This is a genomic window from Burkholderia sp. PAMC 28687, from assembly GCF_001577465.1.
In the GTDB taxonomy this organism is placed as follows: Bacteria; Pseudomonadota; Gammaproteobacteria; order Burkholderiales; family Burkholderiaceae; genus Caballeronia.
This window is the reverse complement of the sequence record NZ_CP014505.1, coordinates 1525061-1545220: the sequence shown is the minus strand read 5'-3', so window position 1 is coordinate 1545220 and position 20160 is coordinate 1525061. Positions and strand designations below refer to the sequence as shown.

Here is a 20160-nt window from a genome sequence, read left to right as displayed (position 1 = left end):
GTCATCTCCATGGTGCATCGACGACCCGGCCGTTGCTTCAATTATCGGCAGCGATGCCCGGTTCTTGAGATTTTAGACAGATTTCGACAGACGAATCCCATTTTCCATGCAGATACTTACTACTTTTTGGTAACGAGATCCACCGGCGTTTCCACCACCCCGGACAATTCCGACTGTTTCTTGTGCTCGGCAATTGCTTTTAGCGCGGTATCGATGCCAAAAACTGCCTGTTTTGCAGCGTATTGATCGGCCGTGGCGAGCACGCGGCCATCGGCGAGCATCGGCTTGATGGCGTTGATGTTGTCATAACCCACGACCTGCACCTTGCCTGCCTTGCCCGCTGCGCGAACTGCAGACACGGCGCCAATCGCCATGTTGTCGTTGCCGCACAGCAGCGCCTTCACATTCGGGTTCGCGTTCAGGATTTGCGATGCCACCGCGTTGCCCTTGTCGATTTCCCAGTCGCCTGACTGCAGCGCCACGACCTTCACACCCGCAGCTTGCATGGCTTGCTTGAAACCCGCCGTGCGCTGCTGCGCATTTGTCGTCGTCGAGACACCTTCGATGATGCCGACTTCATCGCCGGACTTGAGCTTCTGCTTCGCCAGATACTCGCCAACCTGACGCGCGCCCTTGGCATTGTCCGGACCCACGAACGGCACGTTCAGGTCCTTGGACTTGAGCACGTCGGAATCGAGCTTGTTGTCGATGTTCACCACGATGATCCCGGCATCGACCGCTTTCTTGATCACCGGTACCAGCGCTTTCGAATCCGCCGGCGCGATCACGAGCGCATCGACCTTCGACACGATCATCTGCTCGACAATGCGGATCTGGTTGGCGGTATCGGTTTCGTCCTTGATGCCGTTCGTGATCAGGTCGAACTGGCTCGGATTATGTTTCTGGTAATCCTTGGCGCCGGTTTCCATGGTCAGGAAAAACTCGTTTGCAAGCGACTTCATCACGAGCGCGACCTTGGGCTTGTGCGCGGTCTGAGCGGCGGCACCGGTCGAATACATCGACATAGGCAGCGCAGCGCATGCGCCAAGCGACAGCGCGATGGAAAGAAAGCGGCGGCGCAGCGCTGGTTTTGCGGTTTTGTCATGTGAGTTCATGCAACGAATCTCCTGGATTGTTCGAGTTGTCGGATGTCGGGTAGGACGGCGTTGAACCTATGACACGTAGAACCTGTAGAACGGCTCAACCGGCTGTTTGGCCGACAGCCGCGCGCCCCAAGCGTGGATGTTTCACCGGCATGCCGCAATTGCTGTTGCCCCTGATTTCAGCACACCCGCTCATTGACCCAGATCCACATGACGCAGCCATCACAGTTCATCGACGGACTGGCCTTCCACCTGCTTGTCGATGATCTTGCGCGCATAGTCGATCCCGGCCCGTGTTGCTTCGATAGGACTTTCGAACGGTTCCTGGTCCGGCACGCCGAACATCTCCGATCTGCCGCTCTCGCCCGCCGAGCTGCGCGAAATGGTCACGACGATATCGAAATGGCGCGGGCCGTCGTCGGGCTCGTCGCGTTCCTTCGCGCGCCGCAACGCCTGGACGCTGATTTCAAAACCTTTGTAGTGATCTGACAAGGGGCTGGTCATGCGCGACTCCTTCAACGGTTGGAACAAGCGGGTCTGCAACATTTCGAAAACCGCAATGTGGCGACGCTGCAACGCGGCATGGCGTGCGGACAGCCAGAGGCAAGCACCGGCGAAATTGTAAGCCTGCAACAGTCGATTGCCGTCATCGTGAAGCACAAGCTTACAACCTTGATCGTGGTACAGCGATGACCGTTCTTCCGCTTCCATGCGCCGACGCGCGAGCGCAGGTTTTCATGCTGTATCGGTACGAAACCGTACGGCATTTGTAGGGCTTTTTGCCATAATGAGGCGCCGAAGCATATATGTCGTTCGGCGAACGCCAGTCCTGGATTTCGACCGGCGTCACCTTGCAGCACGTCATCCATCCAAAGAGGGAGCATCGCCATGAAGATCCGGGCAACCATGACAGCGTTGGCACTGGGCGTAGCGTTAAGCGGGAGCTTCGCTGCAACGCCAGCGTTCGCGCAGAACAGCCAGCAGTCGAAAATGAGTACTTGCAACACGCAAGCCGCCGGCAAGAAAGGCGACGACCGCAAGGCTTATATGAAGGACTGCCTTTCATCGGCGCCAGTTGCTGCAGCTGCACCCATGACCCAGCAGCAAAAAATGACGGCATGCAACAAGACTGCTACCGGCAAGAAAGGCGATGAGCGAAAGGCGTTCATGAAAGACTGCCTGAGCAACAAGGGATAAGCCGCAGCGAGGTGACGCGGGTCGTTACCGCGCAAGCCGCGCGCCTTCGGGCCCGCGGCTTTTTTATCGATCGACCGACTAAAACCCCCCGCGGCAGAACGTCACAAAGCATCGCGAGGCGTGGCAAAGGGTCGCAAAGCCGGGAAAACCCGCACCCGCTCTTATTGCAGCGCACCTACGGTCATGCTACGCGCCACGCGGTTTATCTCATAAGATGACGCGGAGGCGGCCCTGCCCTGAGACACAAATACGACATTCAAGCGCTGTGGGTCCGCCAGTCTTGCCGGTTTGCAGCACTGCAACGGACGGAGGCCCGAGGATGGTGTGGCGATATAAAAACCGCTGGTTCAGGCGGTGGCTGGTGCTGATCGTCTTCTGGGCGGTCCCGGTGATGATCGTGGCAGCAAATGAAATCCGCGAGCAACTCGCTTATGACTCCGCGGACCTGTCACACACGCTTTCAACCTGGTCGTTCACCGATACCCAACGCGCGCAGCCCGCAGCTCAACGCTGCCACGGTCCGATCGATGAAGCGCGAAGCGCCGGATGTCCTCAAGACATGCTGGCTGCGAAAACCGCTTTGGACCAGCAGGCCATCGCCCAATACGCGACACGCAAAGGCGTGCTGTTCGGCTATCTCTGGACTGCCTTCATTGGATACTGGGTGGTCCCGGCCATCACGCTTTTCGTACTCGGCGCGATCATCGGTGTGATTCGTCGATCACTGCGTCATCCGATGAAGCAAAACGACGTTCAATCCACGCACGAACCCGCTCACAAAACCACGCACGTCGCCAAACCATGAGACTGCGCATTTGCGTTGTGACAACAAATTCGCTTCTTTTTGACCAAATCATCCCATCTTTCAAACTTATTTTTACGGGTAAGTTTGACCGTAATTCCCCGTTCCTGGTTGAGGTGGCCCGTATTTTGCGCAGTGCAGATCTGCTGGACGGGAGCACAAAATGTTTCACACAAACAAGCGGGTTCTCGCTCGGCCAAGCGGCGGGCCGCTCCAGGTCAAAATTACCTCACCGGATCGTACTATCGTGCTCAAGCCCAAGCGGGGCAAGGCTTTGCGCGATCAGCGAAGGTGTTGTTAAACGACCTGCTGTGTTATAAATCGCCCTGCTGGAACACTCGTTAGATGGGGTTTCCCAAAAAACCACGATGGAGAAAACGATGCAAAGACGAAACTTCATGATCAAATCGACCGCCGCACTTGCAATGGGCGGCTTCGCGCTGGCCGGTTGCACGACGACGTCGAACCAGGGCGCACAAAAGACGGCAGGCGACGCGGACGCACGCCGTTCCATTGACTCGGATATCGATGCGACCATGCAGCGCCTGTACGTTACGGCCAAAGGCTCACGCGAACTCGTGGGCAAGGCGCGCGGCGTGCTGGTGTTCCCGTCGGTAATCCAGGCGGGCTTCATCGTGGGCGCGCAGTACGGCAAGGGCGCGCTGCGAGTGGGCGGCAGCTCGGTCGGCTATTACAGCACGACCTCGGGTTCCATCGGCTTGCAGGCTGGTGCGCAATCCAAGTCGATCATCTTCCTGTTCATGACGCAGGACGCACTCGACAAATTCCGCAATACCGACGGCTGGTCGGTGGGCGGCGATGCATCCGTCGCACTGGTCAAGATGGGCGCAAACGGCAACATCGATTCGACGACAGCAACCGCGCCGGTCGAAGTGTTCGTGCTGACGAACGCCGGCCTGATGGCCAATCTGTCACTGGAAGGCACGAAGGTCTCGCGTCTGTCCATCTGAGGTTTCCAAGCCTGTCTTGTTGACTTGATGCCGCAAAAAAACCGCCGCGCAGCCCGACCCTAAAGGTCGTACTGCGCGGCGGTTTTGTCTTGCGTGGTCCTTTAGCTCGTGGCGCTGTCGATCAGCTTGAGCCGTGAACGCTTCTGCGCCCTCACAACGGCCTGATAAGCATCCACGTACTGTTGCGCCATGCGGTGCGACGTGAAGCGCTCCTCGAAGCATTTACGCACGCCTGCGCGGGAGATGGTGTGCAGCCGGTTCACGGCGGCAACCGCGCCAATCTCGTCCTCGACAATAAACCCCGACACGCCCTCGTCCACCACTTCCGGCACTGCGCCGCGGTTGAACGCGATCACCGGCGTGCCGCACGCCATGGCTTCGATCATCACGAGGCCAAACGGCTCGGGCCAGTCGATCGGGAACAGCAGCGCGTGGGCGCCGGAGAGAAAATCGGCTTTCTGATGGTCATCGATTTCACCGATGAACTCCACATACGGCAGCTTCATCAAAGGCGCAATTTCGCGCTCGAAATACTCGCGATCGGCCGAGTCCACCTTCGCCGCGATCTTTATCTTCATGCCGCAACGTCCGGCTATACGAATGGCGGTATCCACGCGTTTTTCCGGCGATATGCGCCCGAGGAAGGCCAGATAGGTCTGTTCGACCGGCTGCGGCATGTATCGCTTTTCGGGCAGCCCGTGATACACGGTTGACAACCACTTCGCCTGCGGCAATGGATGGCGCTGCGAATCCGAGATCGAGATGACCGGCGCGGTGTTGAAGGTGTTGAAAATCGGCTGCTGCTCCGGCAAGTCGAGCCGGCCATGCAGCGTGGTGACGAACGGCGTGTCCTGCCGCTTGAAGAGCGAGAACGAGTAGTAATCCATGTGGAAATGCAGGACGTCGAAGTCGTCGGCGCGGCGGCGAACCATTTCCATCAGCAGCATATGTGGCGCAATCCGGTCCCGGATAGCCGGGTCGAGCCGCAACGCGCGTGGCCAGACGGCTTCGAGCTTGGCCTTGGTCTCGGAGTCGCCCGAAGCGAACAGCGTGACATCGTGCCCAAGCTCGACCAGCGCCTCGGTGATGTACGACACGACCCGCTCGGTTCCCCCATACAGCTTGGGCGGCACCGACTCGGTCAGGGGTGCTATTTGTGCAATTCTCATTGTTCTCGTCTCCACTCGGTCTTACGTCGCCGTGATCTTTAGCCGGTGCAATGCCGGATAAGCACGGTCGCCGGTCGTCACGCGCGAGCATTCCTCTCGTAATGACGACACCCGCATTATTGGCCGTGAATGCGCCGGCGTTTGCAAAACTTTCACTTTCATGACGCTGTTACAGTCACGAAACACACGTTTTGCAACGTTACATCGGCGTTTTTGGACCGTTTCTTGAGTGGTGAGAACGTTTTTTTGATTACCGCTTATTTCGTCTTCGACGACGGTTTGCCCTTTGGGACACCGCGAAGGTCGGCGAGAAACGAGTCGCGCCACACGCCGAGATCGTACTTGCGCAGCATTTTCATGTTCGTCTCATAGCGCTCGCGACGCTCGGCAAGCGGCATGGATAACGCGCGCCCGATCGCTTCGCTCATGCCGACGATATCGTGGGGATTGACCATGATAGCGCCCGTCATTTCGTCGGCGGCGCCGGCGAACTGGGACAAGACGAGCACACCGGGATCGTCCGGATTTTGCGCCGCAACGTATTCCTTCGCGACGAGGTTCATGCCGTCGCGCAACGGCGTGACCAGTCCGATCTGCGATTCGCGGAACAGCGACATCAGCTTCCACCGGTCATACCGCTGGTTCATGTAGCGGATCGGCGTGTAGTCGAGACCGGAGTAGCGGCCATTGATGCGCCCGGCCTCATACTCGAGGTTATGGCGGATTTGCTGGTACGTATCGACGTCGGAGCGTGTTGGCGGCGCAATCTGCACGAGCGTGACATTGCCGCGCCATTCCGGCGATTTCTCGAGGAAATGCTCGAAAGCCTTGAAGCGCTCGACCAGCCCTTTTGAATAATCCAGCCGGTCCACGCTCATGATGAGCTTGCGTCCTTCAAGACTCTGCTTCAGATCCATCACATCCTGACGTGCTTCGCCACGCGTGGCTTGCTCGGCGATCTCATCGGGGAAAATGCCGATCCGGTACACGCCCGTTTTCAGCTTTCGGCCAAAGGCTTCCACCTGACCGTCGGCGCTTGCCGTGCCATGCGCGTGACGCACGATGTAGTCATGAAACGCAGCCTGATCGCCGGGGGTCTGGAAACCCACCACGTCGTAGCAGCATAGTGACTTGACCAGTTCCTCGTGCGGCGGAATGTTGAGCAGGATCTGCGGCGACGGAAACGGGATATGCAGGAAAAAACCCATCCGGTTGGTGACGCCTTCAGAGCGCAGCGCTTCGCCGAACGGGATCAGATGGTAGTCGTGGACCCAGATGACATCGTCGGGCTGCAGCAGCTTGATCGCACGGTGCGCCAGCCACGAGTTCACCCTTCTGTATCCGGCGTATTCGTCGCGGTCGTAGACAGCCAGATCGTTTCGATAATGGAAGACCGGCCAGAGCGTCGCGTTCGAAAAACCGCGGTAATACTGGTCGTAATCCTTTTTCGGCAAGCCGACAGTCGCGAATGTGACTGCGCCATCCTGTTCGAGCTTCGGGCCCTGGTTCGCGACCGTGTCGCTCACCACGTCGCCGCTCCAGCCGAACCACACGCCGCCACTGTCCTTCAGCGCGCCGAATACACCCACGGCGAGGCCGCCGGCGGAGCCTTTGGTTTCTGTTGGTGAAGCAACTCGGTTCGATACAACGACTAGACGGCTCATTCCTGGAATTCCTTTCGTGGTTCGTGACGTCCGGGTTTTCGGGTCCATCCCGAAATAGTAGTGAGTTTGGCCCCGGACGGCGGCCTCAGTTCAAACTTTGTCCGGAACTTGAAGTCGGATGCGGCGTTCAGCGCCGCTCGCCCGCGCTGGCAGGCTCGGGCGCTGTCGATGCCGCCGAATGCGCCGTCGGATCCGGGCCATGCCGCTCTCCGCGGCTAGCCACCGGATCGGCTTCCGTATTGGCCGTTCCGCGTACTGGCGGCCGGATCGCGCTGCTTGCCTGCGTCCGGTCGAGCGGCGCGACGAAATCGACATGCTCGCCCTCCGGCGCCAAATCCGCCCGCGTGCGCGGCAGGAACTGCGGGAACTCGGCTTGGGCAAAGTTCAGCAGACCTTCGCGCACGCGGCATCGAAGGTCGAAGTTCAGGCCGGAATCGAAGGAACTGACGAGCACGCGAATCTGCATCGACTTTTCGGTGGCGTCGGTTACCTGAAGTACCTGCACGCGGCCATCCCATTCCGGCGCATGCTCGAGGATGCGTTCGAGCTCTTCGCGCAATGGCGCCATCGGCATGCGGTAATCGACGTAGAAAAACACCGTCCCGATGATCTGCGAACTATTGCGCGTCCAGTTGGTAAAAGGGTTCTCGATGAACCATTGCAGCGGCACGATCATGCGGCGCTGGTCCCAGATCCTGATGGATACGTAGGTGCCCGTGATTTCCTCGACGCGGCCCCATTCGCCCTGGATCACGACGACGTCGTCGAGCCGGATGGGCTGCGACAACGCGATCTGCAAGCCGGCAATCAGGTTGCCGAGCACGGGCCGCGCGGCAATACCGGCGACCAGCCCCGCCACGCCCGCCGACGCCAGCAAGCTCGCGCCGATCTGCCGCACGGCCGGAAACGTCATCAACGCGCCACCAAACCCAATGATTACGATGACCACCATCACGGAGCGCGCCAGCACGCGTGCCTGCGTGTGTATCCGGCGGGCCTGCAGATTATCCTTGGAGTCGAGCGGATGGGCCTGAACCAGCGCTTCGGCCACGGCGCCGACCGAACGCACGGCGAGCCACGTCAGCGCGACAATCAACGAAAGGGTCAGCAGGTCGCGCAACGCGGCGGCGAAGGGCAGCGAATCCGGCGCTTCGACCAGCACGAAGCCGAGCGCGAGGATGAAGAGGAGCGCGAGCGCGGGTTTATCGATGAAACGCAGGACCACGCTCATCAGCGGGTACGGCCGCGCGATGCGCACGAGAATCCGTGCGCCGATCCGATGTACGCCGATGGCAAAGAGGACCGCGAGCGCTGCTACGACAATGGCGCCGGGCCAGGTGTTGAGCGGCGCCGAAGCGATGCGCTCGAAGGTATCGAAATTGATCATCTTCGTCGTGGAATCAGCCTTGATAAGGTGGATACGACGGGATTTGCAAAAGGCCGGTTACATGACCGGCGTATTGCAGTGCAGCAAATGCTGTGCCCGGCTGATCAGGCGGCGGGCATCAGAGGGGCGCACAGCCAAGGAACGCTTACTTTTCCGCCTTGCACGGAAAGGCTTTACCCAGCCCCAGGGAAACCATGGTCGTCGCGTTGAAAGTGCCTTGGGCGGGATTCTCGGCGATAAATTTGCGCACCGCGTCAGTCAGCTCTTGCGGTTTTACATCGACGGGAAGGCAAAAATACTGGCCTACCTGCGGACCGGAAGTGCCGCCGATTGCTTCGATCGTGTTGTAGATGCCGTCAGCGGCACCTTCTATGTAAGCCGCGCATGCGCTGCGCGAAGCGGTGTCCGTCTTGGTACAAAGCATGTTCAGATCGTTGCCGGTGAACGCTGCCGCGCTGAGCGGAAACGCAAGCACCCCGGCCATGACTAAAACCCGCAGCATGATGATCCTTTTTTATGATTGGCGGTCGCCGGGTGTGGCCCTCCCTGCGCCTTGCAGCGCCTTTTGGCTCGATCCCGGCTTGTTTGGACTATTTCTTATAATGACGCTTTGCGGAGCGCGAAACCGGTTTGATTTTCCGGCCTCGCTTCGCGAGTGCGTCATTTTGCACTGTTTGTACCGGTTTGCGGGGTTCCGGATGCGCCCGCGGCGCCCGCCGCCTGCATGGACGCCAGCCGCGCCGCCAGGCCTTCCGCCACGTCCTTCTCGTGATACTGCTTCGCGAAGTCCACCGCAGTCAGGCCGATCTGGTTCTTCACGCGCAAGTCGGCGCCTTCATCGAGCAGCAGTTTCACCGTGGACAGGTGGCCGCCGCGCGCCGCCATCATCAGTGGCGTGGTGCCGTTGGGTGACCCCGAATCGATGTACGCCGAATGGTCGAGCAGTACCTTGACCACATCGTCATTGCCGTTGGTCGCGGCGTAGTGCAACGGCGTCCAGCCCTTCTTGTTCACTTCCGCGTCCTTCGAGATCAGCATGTTCACCAAATCGAGGTCGTCGTTGAGCGCGGCCAGCATCATTGCGTTTTCGCCGGCGGGGTCGAGCTTCTCGAGATCGGTCTTCGGATTCTCGGCGAGCAGCTTGCCCACCTTGTCGGACTTTTCGCGTGCGGCGATCACGAGCAGCGGCGCGCCGGTGTTATCGACGAGATTCGGATCGATGCCTTGCGACAACAGCTTCTTGACGGCCGACACATCGTCGAATTTCACCGCCTTGATCATGGAATCCTCAGGCGCCGCGAAAACCGGTTGAGCAATGGCTGCGGCCGTCAGGACGATGCCCGTGACCAGCGAGCGCCACGTCTTGCTGCGCGCGGCCGTCTGGCGGTTGAAAGATGTCGAAAATGAATCCGTCGAAAGTTTGAGCATGTGTTCCTTGGGGATTACTGGCTGAATCTAATAGTTTTCGCGTCGAAGGCTTCCGCCGAGCCTAGTGTTCGACAGGCTCGGGAATCTTGAAGAGCTTGAAGAAATTGCGGGTCGTGGCCGCTGCCAGCGCGTCTTCCGGCATTTCACGCGCCTGCGCGATGAAACGTCCGACATAACTTACGTACGCAGGTTCATTCGACTTTCCACGATAAGGCACCGGCGCGAGATACGGCGAGTCCGTTTCGATCAGCAAACGCTCGAGCGGCACGCGTTGCGCGACGTCCTGCACGTCCTTCGCGCTCTTGAACGTGACGATGCCTGACAGCGAAATGTAAAAATCCTGCTCGAGCGCGGCTTGGGCGACGTGCCACGGCTCGCTGAAACAATGCATCACGCCGCCTGGCACGCTTGCACGCTCCTCGGCCATGATCCGCAACGTGTCCTCCCAAGAAGACCGTGTGTGGATGATCAGCGGTTTGCCCGTCTCGTGGGCGGCCCGGATATGCGTGCGAAAGCGTTCACGCTGCCATTCCATGTCGGCGATGCTGCGCCCTTCCAGACGGTAGTAATCCAGTCCTGTTTCGCCGATGGCGACCACTTTCGGATGCTGGGCCAGTTCCACGAGCTGCTGGACGCTCGGCTCCTGCGCATCTTCGTGATCCGGATGCACGCCCACCGATGCATAGATATGCTCGTTTTCTTCCGCGATCTTGAGCACCGAAGGCAGCGTTTCCAGATCCACCGATACACACAGCGCGTGCGTCACCTTCAGCTCGTGCATCTTGCTGAGGACTTCGGGCAGCCGGTCGGCGAGACCTTCGAAATTGATGTGGCAATGTGAATCGACGAACATGGTGGTTCCGTGGTGATTTCCGACAAGGCTTTGATTAGCCGGCGGATTGCGGGATCAGCCGGCGGCCGAGAATCACGAGATCGCGCTCTATGCCGTCCAGCACCGCGACACGCGGCAGCGTGCCCCAGACGTCGAACTGGAAGCGGCGGAACAGGCGCAGGCTCGGATCGTTATGGCCGAACACGAAACCCAGCAACGTATCGATACCCAGTTCCGGCGCGCGTGCCAATGCCGCGTCCAGCAACTGCGTTCCCAGGCCGCGTCCGCGCGTTTTCTCGTGCAGATAGATGCTGACTTCGGCCGTGCGCAAATAAGCCGGACGTCCGTAGAAATCGGAGAAGCTCAGCCACGCGACGATCGCGCCGTTTTCCTCCACGACCCAAAGCGGCCGGGCGTTCGGCCCGTGAGCATGGAACCAGGCGAGACGGCTTTCGACTGTCACCGGCTCCAGATCTGCCGTCACGAGCCGCGAGGGCACCGTGGAGTTGTAGATGGCCACGATGCCGGGAAGATCATCGAGAACCGCGTCGCGGAAATGGAGAGTCATGGTGCGTTTTGCTTTTGCGAATGAATGTTTACGGACGTGAATGGCAAGTCAGGCGGCGTTGAACACGTCGCGATAGCCCAGAAACAGCTCTTCAAAAACCAGCCGCGCGTTGAGCGGATGATTCTCCACCGCGCGCTGGCGCGTCACAGACTTTTGGTAGCGGGAAAACCTGTTCACATCGAGCTGCGCGGCGCAGCGTTCCAGCGCCTTCGATGCCGCCGGGAAATACCGCGGCCGCCGCGCCGTTTTCTGCGCCAGCACATCGTAGAGCCAGCGCTGCATCCAGCCGAGGACCATCGGAACGGGCAGTTTCTGCAGGTTCTCACCGCATGCAAACGCATCGCAGCCGGGACCCGCCGCCAACTGCGCCAGCGCGAAATCACGGAGGGCGCGGTTTTCGTCGTTGGCGAGCGCCAGCGTTGTCAGTGGCGCACCGCCTGCTTCCGCAAGCAGCGCCGCCGGTTGCTGAACGCCTTGCTGCGCGAGCCAGGCTACGGAAGGTTCGGCGGCCGGGAGGGTCATCGGCCATTGTCGGCATCGGCTGATGATCGTCGGCAACAACCGGTCGATACGCGCCGTCACCAGGATAAAGACAACGCCCGCCGGAGGCTCTTCCAACGTCTTGAGCAAAGCGTTCGCGGCAAACACGTTGATGGATTCGGCGGGGTAAATCATCACGACGCGCGCGCCGCCCCGGTGCGAGCCGAGGCTGAAGAAATTCGACAGGCCGAGCACCTGATCGATCTTGATCTCCTTGCTCGGCACCTTGGTTTTCTTGCCTTCATCGGCATCCGGCTTTTCGTCGCTGATCAGTTCGCCGGCGAGCGCTTCCGGAAGCACCGCCCGATAGTCAGGGTGATTGCCCTGGCTAAACCAGAGGCAAGCGACGCAATGACCGCACGGTTCCCGCGTCGCAGTCGGTGCTTCGCACAAAAGGCTCTGTGCGAGATGTTGCGCGAACTGCAATTTCCCGATGCCCGCGCGCCCATGCAGCAACAACGCATGCGGCCAGCTTGCGCGCAGTTGCTCAAGTTGAGCCCAGTCGTCGGTTTGCCACGGATAGATCATGAAAAGTCTTTTAAATCAGTAATTTAAGCTGCGTTGTTGTAAATTGCAATTGACTTCATTTCTTGAATAAATTCGTTTTGAAATCAGATGCTTGAAACGACTTCCTCAAGTTTTTTCTGAATATCTGCGACCGACCGTGTTGCATCGATCACCACGAACCGGCTTGGTGATTCCGCCGCCCGACGCAGATACTCGGCTCTCGTACGCGCAAAGAACGAATCGGACTCGCTCTCGAACTTGTCCGGCGCACGTACCGCGCCCCGGCGTTCGCTGGCCACATTCGTGGGGACATCGAACAGTACGGTCAGATCCGGTTGAAATCCGCCCTGCACCCAACGCTCCAGTGCTTCGAGCTTGTCGCGCGGCAGACCCCGGCCGCCGCCCTGATACGCAAAGGTGGCATCGGAAAATCGATCCGACAGCACCCAGTCGCCGCGTGCCAGCGCCGGCTCGATCACAAGCGCCAGATGCTCCCGGCGCGCAGCGAACATCAGCAGCGCCTCGGTTTCGAGGTCCATCGGCTGGTTGAGAAGCAATTCCCGCAGGCTTTCGCCGAGCGCCGTGCCGCCGGGTTCGCGCGTCATCACGACCGAGTGGCCGGCCGATGCGATCTTCGCTTCCAGACGTTCGCGGAACCACCCGAGGTGCGTTGTCTTACCCGCCCCGTCGATGCCTTCAAACGTGATGAATTTGCCGCGCACCATCATTGTCCCCGGATGTACTTGTCGACGGCCCGATTGTGGTCGCCGAGATTGTCTGAAAAGAAGCTGCTGCCGTCGCCGCGCGACACGAAATACAGCGCGCTGCTCGACGCAGGGTTGACCGTCGCTGCCAGCGCCGCGACGCCGGGCAAGGCGATCGGACCGGGCGGCAGGCCCATGCGCGTGTAGGTATTGTACGGAGTGTCGGTTTGTAAATCTTTCTTCTTGAGCCGGCCGCCGTAAGCCGGGCCCAGGCCGTAGATCACTGACGGGTCGGTCTGCAAAGGCATGTTGATGCGCAGCCGGTTCGCAAACACGGCCGCGACCAATGGCCGGTCGGCGGCGCGCCCGGTTTCCTTCTCCACGATCGACGCCATGATCAGCGCGTCATACGGCGTCTTGTACGGCAGGTTCTGTGCACGCGTGCTCCAGGCTTCCGTCAGGCGCATCTGCATTAGTTTGTACGCACGTTTGTAGACGGCGATGTCGCTCGTGCCTTTATCGAAGAGGTAGGTGTCGGGGAAAAACAGACCCTCCGCCGTCGCCTTCGCAATCACGTCGTCCGGCGCGCCGATGGCCTTCAGCAGCTCGGTATCCGTCATGCCCGCGGTGTCGTGCTGGAGCGCCGGATTGCCGTCCAGCTCGTTGCGCATTTTCTGGAACGTCCACCCTTCGATGATCGTCGCCACGTATTCGTTCACGTCGCCACGCGCGATTTTTTGCAGCATCTCGTAGGGCGTGATGCCTTCCTTGAACGCGTAATTGCCGGATTTCAACTGCGACGACAGGCCGAGCACGCGCGTCATCAGCACGAACAGCTCGGGGCGCATATGGGCGCCGCCGCGATCGAGCTGGGTGCTCACGCTTTTCAGCGTACTGTGGGACTTGATGGTGATGTCGAGTTCGGGCGAGGCCAGGTCGACCGGGCTATTCGCCCACTTGAACATGCCCGCGACGAGCGCACCGGCAACCACGACCGCGACGACCGCCGCGACCAGACATTTCTTCAAAAGGGACATGCGAAACACGCTCTAGGTAAGACCCATATAATACTTGATTTCACGAAAACAGGGTGCCAAGCCTCAGGCCCTTATCCACCGGGCATTCCAGCCGTATTGCCTTACTGGGATTGCTTTTACACTGGGCATCCCATCCGTTTCTCGCCGTGCGTAACCGCTCCTCCCCGGTTGTCCTCAGTGTGCCAGTGTGCCAAAATAGGTGCCACGGGGGATACACAGCATGGGAACAATCACAACACGTACGAACGCGGACGGGACGACCTCATACAAGGCCCAGGTACGCATCCGCAGAGGCGGCACGGTAATCCACCAGGAGACCCAGACGTTTGACCGTAAGCAGGCTGCTACAGCATGGACCAAGAAGCGAGAGACTGACCTTGCTAAACCGGGTGCACTGGAGGAAACCAAAGCGGAGAACCCGACCCTATCCAACATCATTGACCGCTATCTCAAGGAAGCACAGCGGGAGATAGGCAAGAGCAAACGCAACGCCCTGCTCCTCATTGGCCGCAGCACCATAGGCCTGCGACGGGGTTCTGACATTACGAGCAATACGCTAGTTCAATGGGGCGTCTCGCTCGATCTCGCACCGGTTACCGTCTCCGGCTATTTCTCGCACCTCAAGACGATCTACAAGATTGCCCGCCCTGCCTGGGGCTATCCGCTCGCCAAAGCGACGATTATAGAGGCTCTGGACGTCCTGGCCGAACTGGGCATAACCGGCACATCCGACACACGCGACAGACGCCCTACGCTGGACGAGCTAGGCAAGATCATTGGCTGGATGCGGGCCAAGAGAATGCGGAACCCTGCCCTAACTCCGTATGACCTTATCGTATTGTTTGCCGTATTCTCATCGCGGAGACGCGGCGAGATTGGGCGTATGCGATGGTCCGACATTGAGCCAGTGGGTTCCCGGCTGCTCGTATTTGATATGAAGGACCCAAAGAAGAAAATCGGCAATCACGTATGGGTAGATTTGACACCGGAGGCGGTCCGCATAGTTAGGGCAGTGCCGAGGACCGACAGCGAGTTAGTGTTCCCGGTTTCGCTGAATGCGATAACGACGGAGTTTGAGGACGCATGCGACGCGCTGGGCATCGAAGATTTGCGGTTCCACGATATGCGCCACGAGGGAGTGAGCCGGTTATTTGAACTGGGCAAGAGCATCCCAGCCGTAGCTATGATGTCGGGGCATAAGTCTTGGACGCACCTAAAGAGATACGCCCACATACACGCCTTTGGGGATAAGTACGCAAACTGGGAATGGATGGATATCTGCGCACCGCTCCCACAGCTTCCGTTGGGCTACGTCAAGCCGCAAAGCTGATTACGCTCCTTCACTGCTGCTGCCCGCTGTGCGTCGATGTAATCGGCTAGGTCCTGCACGTAGATGCCCCTGGCTGCTTTGAGGCTCTTATCGGCTCTCACGACTGGTAGCGGTATCTCGCCCTTAACAAGCTTACGCGTCATGTTATCCGGCTCAAGGTGCGAGAAGTATTCCCGCCTTACGTCCTCAATTGGGATAACTGCTTTGGCTCCAAATTGGGCCATGAGAAGAAACACTGTGTTCATTACTTCTCTGTCGCCAGGAAGCGATTACTATTTTGATTGTTCATTACCCTCTGGATTAGTTACTAGTTAAATTGCACGTGTTAATTTTGAATAGGCGTTCGGTATGGGTCCAGATACCGCTTCCCGTTATACTCAGTGACGCCTACAATCTTCCCGATCAATGCCGCGCCCGCTTTGTCGATATCCCCGAATCCCGTATGCACCCATTCCGATTTAGGCGCTGCGGATATCATCTACTCCCAAAGGTGATTTTCAACTTCCACAATCTGTGAATGCCTATATCGATTCGGGCAACCCCTCTATGAGACGCCTGCGCATATCCTTTACGGTCTTATGTGTGTGGGGCTTTGTGTCCATCCAGCAGGCGACAGTGTACGCACGCCCGTAGGTTTTACGAATCCAGCGTTTATATCTCAGCATTGCCCGCGCAGTACCAACAATCCACGCTTTTTCCCACCCCGCCTCGCCGCCCTTGGATCCCGCTAAACCATACGCGTTTTGAACAATAACGAACTCGTCCGCCACTAGTCGCCAGTAGACTTGATACGACCGCATCCGGCGAACCGTTTCCCCAACACCTGCACGCAATCCGCGCTCGCGCATAAGCGCACTCACCTGAGACTCCGTTTTACCTGACGTCTCCATGTGGCCCAAGAATCCATTACAGCGCCGACAAATCGCCGCACGTGTCAGCCCCGTTACGTGATCGTGATCGCTCACCATACTGGACCTGGGTAGCCGTCGCAGGCACAGCTTGCAGGACTTCTCAGAAAACACCCAAAGCTCCGTTACAAAGTCCGATTTATCAACGGCGTTCATGCGCCAGTGCTTCATATCAATTACCTATTAAAAATGCAATAATGCCCAAAAATGGGGCCTGCGATTGAGGATAATGCGTGCTGTTCCGTGCCGATTCCGTGTAAATTCCTACCACATCTCGGAATGCCGAAAGCCTTTCCAGTAAAGGCGCAAGGGGAACTAGATTCCAGAATTCCGAGATATTGCCCATAAATTCCTTAACCGTCCTTAGCAACTCTCAATTACTGTCCTTTTCAACAATAATCGCTCTGAACGCATCGGAGAATTCCACGCGCCATCCTACGGTATCCCGTGCCTGCGATTTCTTGACCCTGCGCAAAGTCCCTAGGTCGGACGGGTTATCTCGGAGTTTCTGCAGAAACCGGCCCAATGTGTTGGCGTTATATCGCTGCGGAGGTTGCCTCCCCTCCAACATATCCCTCACCGTACTAAACGGGGGCATAACAAGCATATCCGCAACCCGCATAGTCTTTTCGGCCTGCGCGATCAAATGAGGAGAATCTACGAACCCGCGCAAGATAGCCTCCACGACTGCCCCGCCGCCCTTATCCGAAAGCGCCTCGTCTACAACCTTGTCCGGCCACTCGAAACTACCCGGCATCGCATCACAAGCCAGTCGAATAACGGGCGCAATCAAATCCGCAAAGTCGGGCGATACATCACGCATCCACTGCTCGCGCTGCACGTCTCCAGTCTGCCCGAACTCCAATAGGCCAATAGCCGCCGCCGCAATCTCACCGCGCATTTCCGTAGCTTTCTCTCGCGGATCAAAATCGTGGCGGATATCCTGCGGCCTACCCGTTTTAGCATCGATACGAATATTCAATGACCGCCGACGCATATCATCGGAGACTGAGGCATTGTTACCAGTGAACATTAGCAGCGCCCTGAACTCACGCGTCACCATCGCATCATTCTGCCCCATTGGCCTAACCGTAACGGTCCCGGCAGTCACTAGCGACTCCAACGCCGCGCTATAAAGCCCACTACGGAGATTATCGAACAGCACAGCATCGCTACCATCGCCGGCGAACGCAGCCAGTTTCTTTTCAAGCTCCTCCTCTTTATCGGGAATACTAGTCGCTATGCTGCCATCATCATCCCGATTAGGCGTCAACATTCCCAAAGTCTCCGCGAATAGCGTCTTACCGGAACGGGGAATAGGCGCCTCAATCATCACTGCAGGCGCACTGCGCATAGTCGTTCGTGTGCACGCCATCAGCACAGCAGCTAACACCAACGCCTTATGCCGTTTATCCGCAAACTCAAACTCTCGAAAGGGCCGCATAACCGTGCCGACCAACTTCTTAAACTGTTCCTCACTCGCCACGTCAGGCACATCAACGTAACGCGCATCAGGCGACACGAACACTCCAACGTGCACACCCGCATCCTTATGCTTAAACGCGGACCATTTACCTGCTGCACTCCGGACCATAATCGGAAACTTCGTGCGGGCATACACGATGCGCTTTTCCTCCCGTGCGATATCCCGGAAAGTTTCCATAGCGAGCCGAATAACCGGATCAGGTAGCATCTTAGGCTTACCATTCTTATCCTCAGCGGCAACATACCGCCCAGTTCTACGAGCATCCTGCAATATCGCTGCAATCTTTCCACCGCGTGCTATATCAAACTCAACGCTGCCCGCACTGGTACGCCGTAACACATGCACATGTCCCCCGCATAAATACAAACCAGTATCGTCGCGTGCCATTATCTCGCCGACCAACTCAGCGTAACCCGCCAATCCTTCACCATCACTACCGATTACAACCCTGCGATTTACTTCAACCATTTAAATCCCCGTGATTATTGCGCATGCCGCCTACGGCAGCACGCTTCTATATTATCTATCCTGCATCTTCCGATACCAGACACCTGTCCAAAGGAGACTCCGCAGAAGGTCGGACGCGTGGGGAATGTCAATACCCGCACCACTCCACGCCAGATCGGCTTGATTAATCTCTTCAATCGCTGCACCGGGGTTAGACCCATCGCGTTATACACAAGTGTCGTCGCCGTCGGCTTCGCGTAATAGGCGCAGTGTTTTTGCGGCAATATGAACTTCCCTGAGTCCGAGCCAGATCGTTTTCGCGCCGGGTTCGCCGTCGCTTTTGCGTCCGAGGAATCCCCCCAGGCGTGCGATCAGGCGCAATACTTCATTGAGCTTGGGCTGGGTCGGACGGGGTACTTTCGTGAACAGGTAGGCACTGCGAATTTCGTCTGGATCAAAGAAAAGATGCGCGTCCAGATCGGGGCAAGTGCGTCCCAGCCGCATCAGATAGGCCACGCGCCAAGCCACTACCAGGAACAGCGCCAATGCGCGCTCGAGCTGTTCGATCGAGCCGAGCTGAAGCGCCTCGACGCGGCAAGCATTCTTCAAGATGTTGAACAACATCTCAATTTCCCAGCGCGCTCGATACCAGTCGATCAATTCGATCGCCTCTTCCGAGGTCGTCGCCACGCGGTTGGTCAGCAAGCGCCATTCGATCGGCTTGACTCCCGCGGGCGCATCAAACTCGCGCGCGACCAGACAGGTGGCCGCCACGCACTTGCCTCGGCCTGTGGGCAACTCTACGCGCTGCATCCACAGGTGCTGGCGCACCGTGCGTGCCTTGACACCATGACGCGAGGCCATTGTGAAGCTGATCTGCCCGATGGATTCGCCACGGGTCGCGCGGTCCCACAGCTTGTCTCCCTCCGGCAAGCAGCGGTTATGCGTGGCACGTACCAGCCAGTCGGCCGGCGTACCCAGTGCTTGGGCGCGCTCCATGAGCGCCATCAGGTCCGCTTCGCGGTCCGCCACGTACACCAGGCGCGTGGATGGCAGGCTCGGTGCCATCTCGGCAATGCGTTCATACCCCTCGATCCAACGCAGACTTTCCTTCAGCCCGCCGCGCTTGCCCGATTCGTCCTTCTTCTCGCGCGCCCACATCCACGCGTCCAAAATACCCAAGGGCTCGCGCTGCGGCGTGACCGCGTAGGTCGGATGCAGATACATGCCGCGCTGGGCCTCATAGCTCAGTGGTCCGAGTCCGAACGTGCCTTGACCGTTAAAGTCCAGCTCCGTGGTGTCTTGCAGGCACAGCACCACACGATGCGCTTCCATCCGCTTTTGCGTGTGCTGCCAATGGGGCTCGAGAATCGCGTGCCAGTCGACGTTCTCGTTGTCGAAGAAGCGGTACGCCGCCATCGTCTCGCCCCAACCCTGGCATGCCTTGGGGACACTGGCCATCGGGTCGGCCGCCAATCGTTGCATCAAAAGCCTCGCTCGCTTGTTCAGGCGCGCATCGCCGAGCTCGAGTTGCTCGAATTCCGTCTGGGTCCAGGGCGTCGTTTCGGTGACCAATACGTTCACTCAAAAAGCGAAAGTAAACGCGATTTGCCGAAAGTTTACAAGCCCCCACTCCATGTCATTGAAAGTAAACATGTTTCTCTGCGCTCAGCGACCACCGATCAGAGATGTGTATAACGCAATGGGTTAGACCAGCCTGCGTGCGTGTGTGCAAAGAGTGCATCCACGAGTTCCGTAATCACCTCGCGCTCCACACTGGGTTTTTTAACGTGAGTCGAGTACTCCTCTTCGTCTACCGTCTCAAGCAGGGCCGCTGCAATTTCGTAATTAGGCCAGTCCGCATAACTGTTCTGCATTAAATAATCCTTAAATGTGGTCCGCATATTAATTTTAACTACTTAAACTTACCAAATAGGCCGGTATAACTCCCACTTAAGGGAGCAAAATAGGTATTTAATCTGCACTGTCGTGATCTACCGGTGGGCTTTCCAGTAGTTGATATATGGCCTATACCCCCGGCAGGTAAGGGTTATGCTAGGATCGGCCACTGAGTAACTAC

The 20160-nt window shown here is 58.4% G+C and carries 20 protein-coding genes; 4 read left to right on the top strand and 16 right to left on the bottom strand.

Annotated features, from left to right (window positions below; all coding sequences use genetic code 11):
• Positions 1–119: 119 nt before the first annotated feature.
• Both AX768_RS07135 and AX768_RS07130 read right to left on the bottom strand, forming a co-directional pair.
• Positions 120–1115, bottom strand: a complete 996-nt coding sequence (locus AX768_RS07135) for a sugar ABC transporter substrate-binding protein (protein WP_061999372.1) — start codon at positions 1113–1115, stop codon at positions 120–122.
• 210 nt (positions 1116–1325) lie between these two features.
• A complete protein-coding gene (locus AX768_RS07130; RefSeq protein ID WP_062000843.1) occupies positions 1326–1607 on the bottom strand; it encodes a hypothetical protein in 282 nt (93 codons plus the stop codon).
• 384 nt (positions 1608–1991) lie between these two features.
• On the opposite strand from AX768_RS07130, the gene AX768_RS07125 reads away from it, so the two are divergent.
• The 3 genes from AX768_RS07125 (at position 1992) to AX768_RS07115 (ending at position 4073) form a co-directional block, all read left to right on the top strand.
• Positions 1992–2300 (top strand): PsiF family protein, encoded by a 309-nt coding sequence (locus tag AX768_RS07125; RefSeq protein WP_061999371.1) that lies wholly within the window; start codon positions 1992–1994, stop codon positions 2298–2300.
• Positions 2301–2619: 319 nt separating this feature from the next.
• Positions 2620–3105 carry a hypothetical protein gene (locus AX768_RS07120; RefSeq protein ID WP_069638350.1) on the top strand — a complete coding sequence of 162 codons (486 nt, stop codon included), beginning with the start codon at positions 2620–2622 and terminating at the stop codon, positions 3103–3105.
• A 377-nt stretch (positions 3106–3482) separates the two neighbouring features.
• Positions 3483–4073 (top strand): BPSL1445 family SYLF domain-containing lipoprotein, encoded by a 591-nt coding sequence (locus tag AX768_RS07115; RefSeq protein WP_062000842.1) that lies wholly within the window; start codon positions 3483–3485, stop codon positions 4071–4073.
• A gap of 101 nt (positions 4074–4174) precedes the next feature.
• Here the strand turns inward: AX768_RS07115 and AX768_RS07110 are convergent, their stop codons facing one another.
• The 10 genes from AX768_RS07110 to mltG form a co-directional block, all read right to left on the bottom strand.
• Complete coding sequence (locus AX768_RS07110; protein WP_061999370.1) at positions 4175–5242, bottom strand: glycosyltransferase family 4 protein; 1068 nt, start codon at positions 5240–5242, stop codon at positions 4175–4177.
• A gap of 257 nt (positions 5243–5499) precedes the next feature.
• A complete protein-coding gene (otsA, locus tag AX768_RS07105; RefSeq protein WP_061999369.1) occupies positions 5500–6906 on the bottom strand; it encodes an alpha,alpha-trehalose-phosphate synthase (UDP-forming) in 1407 nt (468 codons plus the stop codon).
• A 127-nt stretch (positions 6907–7033) separates the two neighbouring features.
• Positions 7034–8293 (bottom strand): mechanosensitive ion channel family protein, encoded by a 1260-nt coding sequence (locus AX768_RS07100; protein WP_061999368.1) that lies wholly within the window; start codon positions 8291–8293, stop codon positions 7034–7036.
• A 145-nt stretch (positions 8294–8438) separates the two neighbouring features.
• Positions 8439–8795, bottom strand: coding sequence for a Rap1a/Tai family immunity protein (locus AX768_RS07095; RefSeq protein WP_061999367.1), 357 nt, complete (start codon positions 8793–8795; stop codon positions 8439–8441).
• Positions 8796–8953: 158 nt separating this feature from the next.
• A complete protein-coding gene (locus AX768_RS07090) occupies positions 8954–9721 on the bottom strand; it encodes an ankyrin repeat domain-containing protein (protein ID WP_061999366.1) in 768 nt (255 codons plus the stop codon).
• 61 nt (positions 9722–9782) lie between these two features.
• Positions 9783–10574 (bottom strand): TatD family hydrolase, encoded by a 792-nt coding sequence (locus tag AX768_RS07085; protein WP_061999365.1) that lies wholly within the window; start codon positions 10572–10574, stop codon positions 9783–9785.
• Positions 10575–10608: 34 nt separating this feature from the next.
• On the bottom strand, positions 10609–11121 hold the full coding sequence (locus AX768_RS07080; protein WP_061999364.1) for a GNAT family N-acetyltransferase: 513 nt from the start codon (positions 11119–11121) through the stop codon (positions 10609–10611).
• 48 nt (positions 11122–11169) lie between these two features.
• Positions 11170–12189: a DNA polymerase III subunit delta' gene (locus tag AX768_RS07075; protein WP_061999363.1), complete on the bottom strand. Its 1020-nt coding sequence runs from the start codon at positions 12187–12189 to the stop codon at positions 11170–11172.
• A gap of 83 nt (positions 12190–12272) precedes the next feature.
• The gene (gene tmk / locus AX768_RS07070) at positions 12273–12893 is read right to left on the bottom strand and encodes a dTMP kinase (protein ID WP_062000841.1); all 621 of its coding nucleotides are present in this window, start codon (positions 12891–12893) and stop codon (positions 12273–12275) included.
• Positions 12893–13909, bottom strand: a complete 1017-nt coding sequence (gene mltG / locus AX768_RS07065) for an endolytic transglycosylase MltG (RefSeq protein WP_061999362.1) — start codon at positions 13907–13909, stop codon at positions 12893–12895. The genes tmk and mltG overlap by 1 nt, the downstream gene beginning before the upstream one ends.
• A gap of 220 nt (positions 13910–14129) precedes the next feature.
• On the opposite strand from mltG, the gene AX768_RS07060 reads away from it, so the two are divergent.
• On the top strand, positions 14130–15239 hold the full coding sequence (locus AX768_RS07060; protein ID WP_061999361.1) for a site-specific integrase: 1110 nt from the start codon (positions 14130–14132) through the stop codon (positions 15237–15239).
• Here the strand turns inward: AX768_RS07060 and AX768_RS07055 are convergent.
• The 4 genes from AX768_RS07055 to AX768_RS07040 form a co-directional block, all read right to left on the bottom strand.
• The gene (locus tag AX768_RS07055; protein WP_335340465.1) at positions 15218–15463 is read right to left on the bottom strand and encodes a pyocin activator PrtN family protein; all 246 of its coding nucleotides are present in this window, start codon (positions 15461–15463) and stop codon (positions 15218–15220) included. The two genes, AX768_RS07060 and AX768_RS07055, sit on opposite strands and share 22 nt — an antisense overlap.
• Positions 15464–15760: 297 nt before the next feature.
• Positions 15761–16303, bottom strand: coding sequence for an endonuclease domain-containing protein (locus AX768_RS34410; protein ID WP_442857244.1), 543 nt, complete (start codon positions 16301–16303; stop codon positions 15761–15763).
• A 217-nt stretch (positions 16304–16520) separates the two neighbouring features.
• Entirely contained in the window at positions 16521–18101 is a 1581-nt protein-coding gene (locus tag AX768_RS07045; protein ID WP_061999358.1) for a hypothetical protein, read from the bottom strand.
• Positions 18102–18305: 204 nt separating this feature from the next.
• Positions 18306–19655 carry an IS4 family transposase gene (locus AX768_RS07040; protein WP_062000703.1) on the bottom strand — a complete coding sequence of 450 codons (1350 nt, stop codon included), beginning with the start codon at positions 19653–19655 and terminating at the stop codon, positions 18306–18308.
• Between the last annotated feature and the right edge of the window lie 505 nt (positions 19656–20160).